This is a genomic window from uncultured Sulfitobacter sp. (genome assembly GCF_947497275.1).
Taxonomy (GTDB): Bacteria; Pseudomonadota; Alphaproteobacteria; order Rhodobacterales; family Rhodobacteraceae; genus Sulfitobacter.
Map to the genome: position 1 here is coordinate 505,955 of NZ_CANMFS010000001.1, position 12,222 is coordinate 518,176.

A 12,222-nucleotide genomic window follows, 5' to 3' on the forward strand; every position below is an offset into this window, starting at 1 on the left:
CAGGACGGCCATGTTTTCCGCGCTAGGGTTGGCTCAGGCCATCCGCGCGCGGAGAATCGAATGAAACCCCTCTACAAAGGCAAATACCTCGCCCGTGCCGCCGACGGCACCGCGGATCTGAATGCCGCGTTGGCGCTGCGCAGCCGATGTTTCGGCGTGGCGGGGGGGGCGCAAGACGTCTTTGACGCCACAGCGATACATGTGCTCGTCCACGAGGCGACGTCCGGTGTACTGGTCTGCACCTACCGGCTGATGGCGCAATCGGGGGCAGGGCTGTGCAACAGCTATGCCGCGCAATTCTACGATCTGAGCGCGTTGGCGCGGTTCGATGGGCCGATGTTGGAACTTGGCCGCTTCTGCGTCGACCCTGCCCGACACGACCCCGATATTGTGCGCATCGCGTGGGCGGCCTTGACCGCTTATGTCGATGCCGCGCGTGTGCAGCTTTTGTTCGGCTGCGCGTCCTTCGCGGGGATCGACCCGGACGCCTATCTCGACTGTTTCGCGCTTCTCAAGGCGCGGCACCTCGCGCCGCCGTCCTGGCGCCCGAAGATCAAGGCGGAAGACGTGTTTCGCTATGCGGCACGGCTGCGCCGCGCACCTGATCCGCGCAAGGCCCATGCCGAGATGCCGCCGCTGCTGCGCACCTATCTGATGATGGGCGGCTGGGTCAGCGATCACGCGGTGGTCGACCGGCAGATGGGAACACTGCACGTTTTCACCGGTCTCGAAATCGGGGCGATCCCTGAGAGCCGCAAACGTCTGCTGCGCGCGCTTGTCTGATTGACCTTTCCTGCGCGCCGGAGTAGCCCGCTGCCATGGCACGCGCACCCCTTTTACAACTCACCGATATTTCGCTCACCTTTGGCGGAGATCCTGTTTTCCAGGACCTTTCCCTCGTCGTCCAGACCGGTGACCGGCTGGCGCTTGTCGGGCGCAACGGCTCGGGCAAATCCACCCTGATGAAGGTGATGGCGGGGCTGATGGAGGCCGATAAGGGCGACGTAATCAACGGCCCCGGCGTCAGCGTGGGGTATATGGAGCAGGACCCTGATCTGACGGGGTTCGAGACGCTGGGCGAATTTGCGACTCACGGTCTGGAACCGGGCGAGCTTTACAAGGTCGAACGGGCGGGCGAGGGGCTGAAGTTCGATCCCGACCGCCCTGTTGCCACCGCGTCGGGCGGAGAGCGGCGGCGCGCGGCGCTGGCGCGTCTGATGGCATCCGAGCCTGAACTGATGCTGCTCGACGAGCCGACCAACCACCTCGATATCGAAGCCATCGCGTGGCTGGAAAACGAGCTCAAGACGACGCGCAAGGCCTACGTCATCATCAGCCACGACCGCGCGTTTCTCAACGCGTTGACGCGCGCGACACTGTGGGTGGACCGCGGTGCCGTGCGCCGTCAGGAGATCGGTTTCGACAAGTTCGAGGCATGGCGTGATCAGATCTGGGAAGAAGAGGACATGCAGCGCCATAAGCTGAACCGCAAGATCAAGGCCGAGGCGCGGTGGGCTGTCGAGGGTATCTCGGCGCGGCGCAAGCGCAATCAGGGACGCGTGCGCGCGTTGCAGGATCTGCGTGCGGAGCGCGCAGGCCAGATCAAGCGGCAGGGCACTGCAGCGATGGCGCTGGAAGCGGGCCCGAAATCGGGCCGAAAGGTCATCGAAGCGGACGGTATTTCAAAGACTTACGGCGATAAAGTGATCTTGCGCGATTTCACCCTGACTGTACAGCGGGGCGACCGTATCGCACTTGTCGGACCGAACGGTGTCGGCAAGACGACGCTGCTCAATATGCTGATCGGGCGCGAAGAGCCGGACAGCGGCACCGTAAAGCTGGGCACCAATCTTGAGATCGCGCTGTTCGATCAGGCGCGCGCGCAGCTTGATGGTGATATGTCGCTGTGGGACAGCCTGACCGGCGATCCGGACATGCGGGTGTCCGGCAAGGCGGATCAGGTTCTGGTGCGCGGCACACCGAAACATGTGGTCGGCTATCTCAAGGAATTCCTGTTCGACGAAGCGCAGGCACGCGCGCCGGTCCGGTCGTTGTCGGGCGGGGAGAAAGCGCGGCTGCTGTTGGCCAAACTGATGGCGCGCGAGAGCAATCTGCTAGTGCTTGATGAGCCGACCAACGATCTCGACATCGAAACGCTCGACCTGATGCAGGAGCTTCTGAGCACCTACGACGGCACCGTGATCCTTGTCAGTCACGACCGCGATTTTCTCGACCGTGTCGCCGCCACGACGATCGCGATGGAAGGCAACGGACGCGCAACCGTCTACGCCGGTGGGTGGAGCGATTACCTGTCCCAGCGCGGACAGGATGATTTCTCTGAAAGTGTCGTGAAGTCAAAGGCATCCGAGCCGAAGCTGGAGCGGCGGGCGAAGGCGCAAAAGGGCCTGAGCTTTACCGAAAAGCACCGCTTGGAGGCTTTGCCGGACGAGATCGCCCGCCTTGAAGCGGAGATCGCCAAGCTCGAAGAGCTGATGGCGGATCCCGCACTGTTCACCGACCATCCGGTGAAATTCCAGAAAGCCACCGATGCGCTGCTGGAGCGGCACGAGCGCCTGTCGTCCGCCGAAGAGGAATGGCTGACGCTCGAAGAGAAGGCCGCATCCTGACCCTTAGCGCATCCGCAAAGCGCCATCGAGCCGGATCACCTCACCGTTGAGATAGCCCATCTCGACGATGAAGGCGGCTGTGCGGCCAAACTCGGCAGGATCGCCCAGGCGCGCCGGATTCGGAACCTCGGCGGCAAGGCTGTCCTGCACGTCCTGGGGCAGTCCGCGCAGCATCGGCGTGCTGAAAATCCCCGGTGCGATGGTCATCACACGGATGCCGTCCTTGGCCAGATCGCGCGCCATCGGCAACGCCATCGACACGATGCCGCCCTTGGATGCGGCATAGGCGACCTGACCTTTCTGCCCATCAAACGCGGCCACGGAAGCGGTGTTGATGATCACACCGCGGGCGCCGTCGTCGTCGTGGTCTTCCTTGGCCATTGCGGTTGCCGCGAGACGCGCGATGTTGAAGCTGCCGACCAGATTGATGTCGATCGTTTTCTGGAAAGCTGACAAGGGGTGAGGCCCCTCGCGCCCGGTGGTCTTGATCCCCAACGCGATCCCCGCACAGTTCACCGCGACGTTGAGCGCGCCCATCTTCTCGCGCGCCTGCGCGATAGCGGCCTCGACCGAAGCCTCGTCGATCACGTCGGTCTCGATGAAATGGCCACCGATCTCCGTGGCGACCTTCGGACCGCGCTCCGTGTCGCGGTCCAGAAGCGTGACCTTGGCACCCTGTGACGCAAAATAGCGGGCGGTTGCTTCTCCGAGGCCGGAGGCGCCACCGGTGATGACGGCGGCGGTTTGTGACATTTTCATCGCGAAGGCTCCTTTATTGAACAGGTGTTCAGATGATCACGCCACGCACCGCTGTGCAAGGGGAGTCCAGCGCAACCAGCTGCCCGCCGTTTCCACTCTGCGCGCACCGGTGCGTGATTTGAAACGGTCGAGCCCGGCCGCGTCGGGTATAGAGCGCCCCAGATCCAAACAGGTGATTCCATTGCGCGAGAAACGCATCAAAGCCTGCCAGAACAGCAGATTATGCGCCTGCACCGCGCGGGCCGCGTCTGTGGCATGGCCGATATGATATGTCGCCCGGCTGCCGTGCGTTAGAAAAAGCATATGTGCAACGGCATGACCGCGCAGCAGTGCCGTGAACAGGTGCGTCTGCGCCGGGGCTGCTTCGGCAAATGCCGCTGTCAAAGGTGCCGGCCAATTGCGATACCGGCGCGAGCGCGCCTGCGCGGTTTCGAGCGCCAGCAGCGGATGGTCAGGCGCAAGCGGGCGTTCAAGCACGCGCAATGGACCACGTTCGGCCTGCACCAGCTGATGACGCCATTTCTGGTGCAGTCGCGCCCGCAATAATGGTGGCGGTAGACGCAGATCAAGCTGCCATATCTGCTGGGGTGCTGCGATGCGCAGGGCACGCGGCACGATCACAGGTGCTTCGGGCGACAGGATCAGCGGGCGGCGGTGCAGGCCCGACTGCCGCAGCTGCGCGATCAGGTCCGGCGGGGGCACCGCGCGCGGCAGCATCAGCACGGGTATACCGACGATCCGCCGGCTGAGCAGCACCAGGCCAGAACGCAGTGTCACCGGTTCTTCACCGCACAGCCGTAACGCTGCGGCAAAGGCCGGGTCTTGCATCAAGGAATGATCAGCGGGGGCTGGCGCGGCATCGAACATGCCGGCCAGCGTGCGCCCGCTGTGGTTAATGCGGGTTTAATTCGGGCGTCTATTCAATCTGCACCAGCGCGTGTCGCTTCTTTCCCGCCGACAGCTTGACCGGCGAGGCAAGCGCGGCGGCGTCAAGCATCAGCCCTGCATCATTCAGCAGCGCATCGTCGATCCGCGCACCGTTCTCAGCAATCAGGCGCTTTGCCTCTTTCCCCGAGGCCGCAAGACCCGATTTAACGATGAGCTGAACGATAGAGATGCCGTCGCCCACATCGTCACGCGTCAGCGTCAGCGTCGGCAGGTCATCGCCCACCCCGCCTTTCTCGAACACCTCGCGTGCCGTCGCCTCGGCGGCGGCGGCGGCCTCTGCGCCGTGCAACAACGTTGTCACCTCGCTGGCGAGCCGGATTTTAGCCGCATTGATCTCGGATCCCTCGAGCGCACCAAGCCTGTCGCATTCGTCAACCGGCAATTCGGTATACAGCCTGAGAAACCGGCCCACGTCCGCATCGGTGGTGTTGCGCCAGAATTGCCAGAACTCGTAGGGTGACAGCATATCCGGATTGAGCCAGATCGCGCCGGATTGGGATTTGCCCATCTTCTTGCCATCGCTCGTGGTCAGCAGAGGCGATGTAAGCCCGTACACCTCGCCGTCGATCACCCGGCGGGTGAGGTCGATACCGTTGACGATGTTGCCCCATTGATCGCTGCCGCCCATTTGCAGGATGCAGCCATAGCGGCGGTACAGTTCCATGAAATCATATGCTTGCAGGATCATGTAGTTGAATTCGAGAAACGACAGGGATTGCTCGCGGTCAAGCCGGGACTTGACGCTTTCGAACGACAGCATCCGGTTGATCGAGAAATGCCGCCCGATGTCGCGCAGGAAATCGAGATAGTTAAGATCATCAAGCCATTCGGCGTTGTCGATCATCATCGCATCCGTCGGCCCGTCTCCGTAGGAAAGATAAGCCGAGAACACACGGCGGATCCCCGCGATGTTGGCGTCGATCTGCGCAGGTGTCAGCAACGGCCGCTCGTCCGCGCGAAACGAAGGATCACCCACCTTGGTCGTGCCGCCCCCCATCAGCGTGATCGGCTTGTTGCCGGTCTTCTGCAGCCAGCGCAGCATCATGATCTGGATCAAGCTGCCGACATGCAGGGATTTCGCGGTCGCGTCAAAACCGATGTATCCGGGCTGCGCGCCCTTTGCCAAGGCCTCGTCGAGCCCCTGATAGTCGGTACAATCGGCCAGAAAGCCACGCTCCATCATCACGGTGATGAATTCCGATTTGGGATGGTATGTCATGGCGCTTGCCCTTCGATCGTGTTGCGGGGCATCTATAGGCGCATGGGTGCCAAAGGAAAAGCCGCCAAACGGCGGCCGAGAGGACAAATGAGCAGGGCGATTGCAAAGACCGGGACGGTGCGTGCGGCGGGGGCCATGTCGGGCACCTCACTCGACGGGGTGGATGTGGCGGTGCTGGAGACAGACGGTTGCACCATCACACGGTTCGGGCCGTCGTCCTACCGCGCCTATTCCGACGCCGAGCGTGCCGTCATTGCGGCAGCTCTCGGCCAGTGGTCGGGTGACGCCGTCGAAGCAGCGGCGCGCGTCGTCGATGCGGCGCATTTCGAAGCGCTGGAACCCTACAGGGACGTCGATCTGATGGGATTTCACGGTCAGACGCTTGCCCATGCGCCGCGCACGCACGGTACGTTGCAGGCGGGTGACGGCGCGCTTCTGGCCGACCGGCTGAGCGTTCCCGTGGTGTGGGATTTTCGCACGGCCGACGTCGAGCTGGGCGGCGAGGGTGCACCGCTTGCCCCCTTCTTTCACCACGCCTGTGCCCGCTACATCGGCGAGGCGGCGCCGGTCGCTTTTCTCAACCTTGGCGGTGTCGGCAATCTAACATGGGTGGACCCGGCGGTTACCGCGCCGGATGCGGCAAGCGCGCTTTTGGCCTTCGACACCGGACCGGCGAATGCGCCCGTGAACGACCTGATGCAGGCGCGCCTTGGCCTTGCGTATGATGCGGACGGTGCCGTGGCGCGGCGGGGGACGGTCGAGATGGGCGCGCTTGAATTGTTTCTGGCGGAGCCATATTTTGCAAGGATGCCGCCCAAGTCACTGGATCGCAACGATTTCGCGGAAATGGTCGCTTTGGTGAACGAGCTGTCCGACGCAGATGCGGCGGCGACCCTGACCGCGATGTGCGCGGCGGGTGTGGCCGAGGCGATGCAGCACTGCCCGGTGCCGCCAGCGCGTCTGCTTGTCACCGGTGGTGGTCGGCACAATCCGGTCTTGATGCAAATGTTGCGGGTTTCGCTGGAGTGTCCGGTGCTGCCGGTCGAAGCCGTTGGTCTCGACGGTGACATGCTCGAAGCGCAGGCCTTTGCTTTTCTCGCCGTGCGCGTGGCGCGGGGGATGTCCACGTCATGCGCGCGTACCACAGGTGTCGCCGCCGCGGTCGGCGGTGGCATGATCAGCATCCCGTCAGCAGAGTAGTTGGAGCGGGGCCCGTGCGGGCCGGGCTGGACGCGCCGCGAGCGTATCGAAGGGTGTCAGAGTGTCGCTTCGAAAAACAGAAGCTGTGCAAGAGCGTTGTCCGGTATGTCCTGGTAGGGGCCGCGTTCGGCCATGCCGAGGGAGGTATAAAGCGCCCGCGCGGCAGTCAGACTGCGCGAGGTATCCAGGACGACGCGGGCAAAACCGTCCGTTCGTGCTTGTTGCAGAAGCGCCGTCATCAGACCTTTGGCCGCCCCGTGACCCCGTCCATGCGGCGCTACAAACAGCCGCTTGATTTCCGATGTACGCTCATCAAGCGCATGGGACATCCCGCAGCCCACAACATTGCCGTGCAACTCGGCGACGAGGATGGTCCCCGTGGGCCGCGCATGCACCGATTCGAGCGTATCCATCAGCGCGCGGTACTTCGCCTCCGGATAGAACGTTGCGACCAGCTCGGCTTCGGAGGTGGAGATACTTCTCAGATGGGCACGGTAGTCCCAGCACAAAGCTCTGACGGCAGCGAGATCGCCAGGCCCGTCAGCGGGCCTGATGGTAATGACGGCAGTATCCGGCGTCTGCATGCGGTCTCCGGGGTCTGTGCCGCAGGAAGAAAGAACCCAACCGGGCGGCATGAAAAAAATATTCGCAATCTTGGATCAAAGGCGTGTCACGAGCGTTGATAATATGAATGAACTAAGAAGGAGTTTCCACATGAAATTGACTACATCCTTGATAGCAGGCGGTATCTTGAGCGTTGGGGCAACGGGCGCATTTGCCGAAGCCCACATGGATCCGTCCTCGATGATTCCCGCCGACAACATCTCTGACGGGGCGGTGTACCGGATGGACGTTGAAGCCGGCGACACAGTCTGGGCTGGTGGAACGGCTTACAGCACCATTGATACCTCGTGGACAGAGGTGGGCGAGATTGACGATATTCTTCTCGACCGGAACGGCAAAATGGTTGGTATTCTCATCGAAGTAGGAGGATTTCTGGGTATCAACGACCGCGATGTGGTGATTCCGCTCGAGAATGTCCGGTTTGCTACTGGTGAGGGGGATACCTATTCCTACGTCACCAACCTGACCGAGGAAGAGATCAAGGCGCTGCCAGAAATCGATGACGATATCTGGGATTGATTCCGGCCTAAGCTAGCTGGGAAGGGAGGGCATCGTGCCCTCCCTTTTTTCTTTTCATACTCAAAACAAGACTCTCAGCGCAGGATACTGCGGCCGGCGTATTGCGCCGATTCGCCCAACGCCTCTTCAATACGGATAAGCTGGTTGTACTTTGCCAGCCGATCGGAGCGTGCCAGCGAGCCTGTCTTGATCTGGCCGCAGTTCGTAGCGACCGCAAGGTCGGCGATGGTCGCGTCTTCTGTTTCGCCGGAACGGTGGGACATGACATTCGTGAAACCGGCCCGGTGAGCCATGTCAACGGCCTGAAGCGTTTCGGTTAAACTTCCGATCTGATTGACCTTTACCAGCATTGAGTTGGCCGCCTTTCGAGCGATCCCATCGGCGAGGCGTTCTGGATTGGTCACGAACAAGTCGTCCCCGACAAGCTGTACCTTGTGGCCGATTTCGGCTGTCAGGGCCTGCCAGCCCTCCCAGTCGTCTTCGGACATCCCGTCCTCGATGGATATAATGGGGTAATCATTTACCAGCGCGCCGAGATAGGCGACGTTTTCGTCCGAAGACAAGGTTCTGCCTTCTCCATCAAGGATATACTTGCCGTTCTTGTAGTATTCCGTCGCGGCACAGTCGAGCGCGAGACAAATTTCCTCGCCGGGGGCGTATCCCGCTTTTTCAATGGATTTCAGAATAAAATCAAGCGCATCACGGGTGGAGCTGATGTTGGGTGCAAACCCGCCTTCGTCCCCGACACCTGTGGCAAGTCCCGCATCGGACAGCTCCTTTTTCAAAGTGTGAAAGACTTCGGCACCCATCCGGACCGCATCGCGGATATTTTCCGCCGCGACCGGCATGATCATGAATTCCTGAATGTCGATCGGGTTATCGGCATGCTCTCCCCCGTTGATGATGTTCATCATCGGCACCGGCAGCATTCGCGCCGACGTGCCACCGACGTAGCGGTACAGGGGTTGCGTGCAAAAATCCGCAGCAGCCTTGGCAGCGGCGAGCGAGACTCCGAGGATGGCATTGGCGCCCAGCCGGGCCTTGTTCGGCGTGCCGTCCAGCTCGATCATTGCCTCGTCGATCTCGACCTGTTCGGTCGCGTCCATGCCCAACAGGGTTTCCGCAATCTCACCGTTCACGGACGCGCAGGCCTCCAGAACGCCTTTGCCCATATAGCGGCCCTTGTCGCCATCGCGCTTTTCAACGGCTTCATGCGCCCCGGTGGATGCACCCGACGGAACGGCGGCCCGACCCATGGTGCCATCTTCGAGGATCACATCGACCTCGACCGTGGGATTGCCGCGGCTGTCTAGGATCTCGCGCGCGTGGATATCAATGATGGTGCTCATGGCAGTATTCCTTGTGACAATGGCGTCTGTTGCGGCTGTCTTAACGAGGGGGGTTAGGCTTTGGAAGGCTTGGCGGTAGGTTGGAGCCCCTGTTTGCGCTCACGCCAGACAGTGTAGATGCCGGAGGCGACAATGATGGTGGCCCCCGCAAGCGTTGCCGCGTCAGGGGATTCGCCGAACACCGCGATGCCGATGACCAGCGCGAAAATCATCCTTGAATACCGGAACGGCGTAACGAAGCTGACCTCACCCACGCGCATGGCCGCGACGATGCCGTAATAGGCGAACACGCCGATGCCAACGGATCCCGCCATCAGGGCGGAATTGCGTGCATCCATCGCCACCAGCGGCGTGCCGGTGACGGCCAGAAGCAACAGCCCCGACGGAATGTTGGCGAGAAACCCCAGAAAACTGAGCTGCATCGTCGATAAGGCATTGGAAGTTTTCCGCGTGGCGATATCGCGCGCGGCCAGACCGAACACACCGCCGAGCGCGAACAGCGACAGCGGTTCGAAACCATCGAGGCCAGGCCGGATCACAAGCATGACGCCGAAAAATCCGACCGCGATCGCGGCCCAGCGGCGCCAGCCGACGCGTTCTCCCAAAAACAGGGCCGCCCCGAGCGTGACCACCAGCGGCGTGGCCTGCAAGATTGCCGATGCCGAGGACAGCGGCGTCAGCACGATCGCGGTGACAAAACAGACGGTCCCGACGATCTCACCGCCCGCGCGCACGAAAACCGGTGTGCTGACCATCGCGCGCTCGAACAACGCGCGGCCCTGCATCCGCACGATGGCGCCGAATACCACGGACCCGCCACATCCGAGCACCACGAGGATCTGGGCCACCGGCAAATCATCGCCCATCAGCTTGATAAAACTGTCCTCGACGGCAAAGCCCAGCATGGACAGCACCATCAAAAGCGCGCCGCGTAAATTGTCCATCGCAGTGTTCCAACCCGTTGTTTCGCCGGGGTGATGCGCTTTTCGTGCTGGCTGTGCAAGGGCCGCGATGGTAGCGGTCTGTCCATGAATACGACCTTCCCGCGTTCATCACTCGCCCGGACGGGCCTGACACTGGCGGTCGCGCTTGTCGGGGCGGCACTGGCGCGGGCACTGAATATGCCTGTCTTCATGCTGACCGGTCCGGCTGTGGCCGTGAGCCTGTGCGGGCTGGGCGGGATGCCGCTGGAGATCGATCCCCGGGTGCGCAATTTGTGTTTCATGGTGCTCGGGATGACCGTGGGCAGCGGGTTCGATCCCGACGCGTTGGGTGCGATGGTCCGCTGGCCGCTGGCCTTTGCCGGCATTTTTCTCGTGACGTGGGGCACGATGGTGGGTGCCCGCGCGATCCTGTCGCGCGGTTTCGGATTTACGCCCTACGCGGCTTTGCTGGCAGGCTCCCCCGGGCATCTGAGCTTTGTCATCGCGATGGCGGAAGGCAGCGGACAGGATGTCGTGCGGATTTCAGTGGTGCAATCGGTGCGATTGTTGTTGCTGACGCTGGTGGTACCGTTCGTTGCCGTCGCGCTGGGGGTTGATATGGGCGCTGCCCTTGCGCCGGCGGGCGCTGGTTGGCCACTGTGGACGATTGCGTTGATGGGGGGCGCGGCGTGGATCGCGGCGCAAGGGCTGGAGCGGTTGCGCGTGCCTGCGCCGCTTCTGATCGGTGCGATGCTGGTGTCGGGCATTTTCCAGCTTTCAGGTGTGCAAAGCGGTGCGATGCCCGACTGGATGGTGATGCCTGCATATCTCGCGCTCGGCGCGCTGATCGGGACCCGTTTCGCGGGCGTGCAGTTGGCGGAGTTCCTGCGCGATCTAGGGGCCGGCCTTGCGGTAACAGGCATCGCCGTTGCCGCGTCCGCCATCGCCGCTTTTGTGATCGCGGTGGCATTGGGCATGCCGCCTTCGCACGTACTGGTGGCCTTTGCGCCCGGCGGGCTTGAAACGATGATCGCGATGGGCGTGGTGCTCGGCGTCGCACCGGGGTTTGTCGCGGCATGTCATATTACCCGGCTCCTGGTCCTCAGCGTCCTGCTTCCGCTGATGGCGCGCCGCTCTATTTCTTGAGGCGCACCAAAAGCCGCGCACCGGCCTTTTGGGTTTCCAGTTCCGGGATGTCGCGCACCAGTGCCGACAGCTTGCCGTGGCCATAGCTGCGGGTGTCGAAGTCGGGGTGCGCGGCCTGCACCGTCTGCCCGATCTGGCCGAGGTTATACCAATCGTCCTCCTGATCGATCTTCTCCATGGCGCTGGTGATAAGGGGCAGGGCGGCGGATGATTTTTCGTTGATCTGGCCCTGCGCACGGTCGCCACCGTCCAGGTTCTCGATGAAAATAAAGCGGTTGCACACGTTGCGCAGGGCCTCCGGCGTTTTCTTCTCGCCGATGCCCACGACCGTCAGCCCGTCTTCGCGCAGGCGGTTGGCCAGCGCGGTAAAGTCGCTGTCGGAGGAGACAAGCACGAAGCCGTCAAATCGACCCTGGTGCAGGATGTCCATCGCGTCGATCACCAGCCCGATGTCGGAGGCGTTCTTGCCCTTGGTATTTGCGGTTTCCTGTACCGCGACGAGGCCCAGATCCATCAGCTTGCCCGCCCATGATTTCAACCGGTCGCTCGACCAGTCGCCATAGACGCGGCGCAAGGCAGGCTCGCCGATGCTTGTCACCTCGCGCAGCACGGCGGCGGCGTGTTTGGCCGGCACGTTGTCGGCGTCGATCAGCACGGCAAGCAGCGGGCGGTCGCGGTCTGGTTTGGCACGGTCTGGCATCGGTGGATCCTTTTTGTGACGTGGGGTGACACATAGGCCGCAGATGCACCCATTGCCAGAGCGGCGTTGACTTTCGGCGCGCCAGCCCCCATGTGGGGGTCAGGCGATGCCTTCTGCCGCGTGAGCAGATGCAGCACATACACAGTGATCTGCTAGCCGAGGCCGCCCATTGTTCCCAAAATCACGCGTGGGGCCAGACGCATCCGGA

Annotated in this window: 12 protein-coding genes; 5 read left to right on the top strand and 7 right to left on the bottom strand. The window is 62.4% G+C overall.

Going from position 1 to position 12,222, the window contains the following annotated elements; translation table 11 throughout:
- The first annotated feature begins 60 nt into the window (after nt 1–60).
- Together Q1A06_RS02435 and Q1A06_RS02440 are read left to right on the top strand one after the other, a co-directional pair.
- Nucleotides 61–783, top strand: coding sequence for a GNAT family N-acyltransferase (locus tag Q1A06_RS02435; RefSeq protein WP_299558292.1), 723 nt, complete (start codon nt 61–63; stop codon nt 781–783).
- Nucleotides 784–818: 35 nt separating this feature from the next.
- A complete protein-coding gene (locus Q1A06_RS02440; RefSeq protein WP_299558294.1) occupies nt 819–2,627 on the top strand; it encodes an ATP-binding cassette domain-containing protein in 1,809 nt (602 codons plus the stop codon).
- A gap of 3 nt (nt 2,628–2,630) precedes the next feature.
- On the opposite strand, the gene Q1A06_RS02445 is transcribed toward Q1A06_RS02440, so the two are convergent.
- From Q1A06_RS02445 to tyrS, 3 genes are read right to left on the bottom strand one after another with little or no spacing between them, the layout of a single operon-like run.
- Nucleotides 2,631–3,386, bottom strand: coding sequence for an SDR family NAD(P)-dependent oxidoreductase (locus Q1A06_RS02445; protein WP_299558296.1), 756 nt, complete (start codon nt 3,384–3,386; stop codon nt 2,631–2,633).
- Nucleotides 3,387–3,422: 36 nt separating this feature from the next.
- Complete coding sequence (locus Q1A06_RS02450; protein WP_299558301.1) at nt 3,423–4,253, bottom strand: GNAT family N-acetyltransferase; 831 nt, start codon at nt 4,251–4,253, stop codon at nt 3,423–3,425.
- A 49-nt stretch (nt 4,254–4,302) separates the two neighbouring features.
- A complete protein-coding gene (gene tyrS, locus Q1A06_RS02455) occupies nt 4,303–5,553 on the bottom strand; it encodes a tyrosine--tRNA ligase (RefSeq protein ID WP_299558302.1) in 1,251 nt (416 codons plus the stop codon).
- Nucleotides 5,554–5,640: 87 nt separating this feature from the next.
- On the opposite strand from tyrS, the gene Q1A06_RS02460 reads away from it, so the two are divergent.
- Complete coding sequence (locus Q1A06_RS02460) at nt 5,641–6,753, top strand: anhydro-N-acetylmuramic acid kinase (RefSeq protein ID WP_299558304.1); 1,113 nt, start codon at nt 5,641–5,643, stop codon at nt 6,751–6,753.
- Nucleotides 6,754–6,809: 56 nt separating this feature from the next.
- On the opposite strand, the gene Q1A06_RS02465 is transcribed toward Q1A06_RS02460, so the two are convergent.
- Nucleotides 6,810–7,337 (bottom strand): GNAT family N-acetyltransferase, encoded by a 528-nt coding sequence (locus Q1A06_RS02465; protein ID WP_299558306.1) that lies wholly within the window; start codon nt 7,335–7,337, stop codon nt 6,810–6,812.
- A gap of 130 nt (nt 7,338–7,467) precedes the next feature.
- Here Q1A06_RS02465 and Q1A06_RS02470 point away from each other — a divergent pair, with 130 nt between their 5' ends.
- Nucleotides 7,468–7,896 (top strand): PRC-barrel domain-containing protein, encoded by a 429-nt coding sequence (locus Q1A06_RS02470; RefSeq protein ID WP_299558308.1) that lies wholly within the window; start codon nt 7,468–7,470, stop codon nt 7,894–7,896.
- Nucleotides 7,897–7,970: 74 nt separating this feature from the next.
- Here the strand turns inward: Q1A06_RS02470 and eno are convergent, their stop codons facing one another.
- The gene (gene eno / locus Q1A06_RS02475) at nt 7,971–9,245 is read right to left on the bottom strand and encodes a phosphopyruvate hydratase (protein WP_299558310.1); all 1,275 of its coding nucleotides are present in this window, start codon (nt 9,243–9,245) and stop codon (nt 7,971–7,973) included.
- A gap of 53 nt (nt 9,246–9,298) precedes the next feature.
- Entirely contained in the window at nt 9,299–10,189 is an 891-nt protein-coding gene (locus tag Q1A06_RS02480) for a DMT family transporter (protein WP_299558312.1), read from the bottom strand.
- A gap of 84 nt (nt 10,190–10,273) precedes the next feature.
- Here Q1A06_RS02480 and Q1A06_RS02485 point away from each other — a divergent pair, with 84 nt between their 5' ends.
- A complete protein-coding gene (locus Q1A06_RS02485; RefSeq protein WP_299558314.1) occupies nt 10,274–11,314 on the top strand; it encodes an AbrB family transcriptional regulator in 1,041 nt (346 codons plus the stop codon).
- Here the strand turns inward: Q1A06_RS02485 and Q1A06_RS02490 are convergent.
- Complete coding sequence (locus Q1A06_RS02490) at nt 11,304–12,014, bottom strand: NYN domain-containing protein (RefSeq protein ID WP_299558316.1); 711 nt, start codon at nt 12,012–12,014, stop codon at nt 11,304–11,306. The genes Q1A06_RS02485 and Q1A06_RS02490 overlap by 11 nt on opposite strands.
- Between the last annotated feature and the right edge of the window lie 208 nt (nt 12,015–12,222).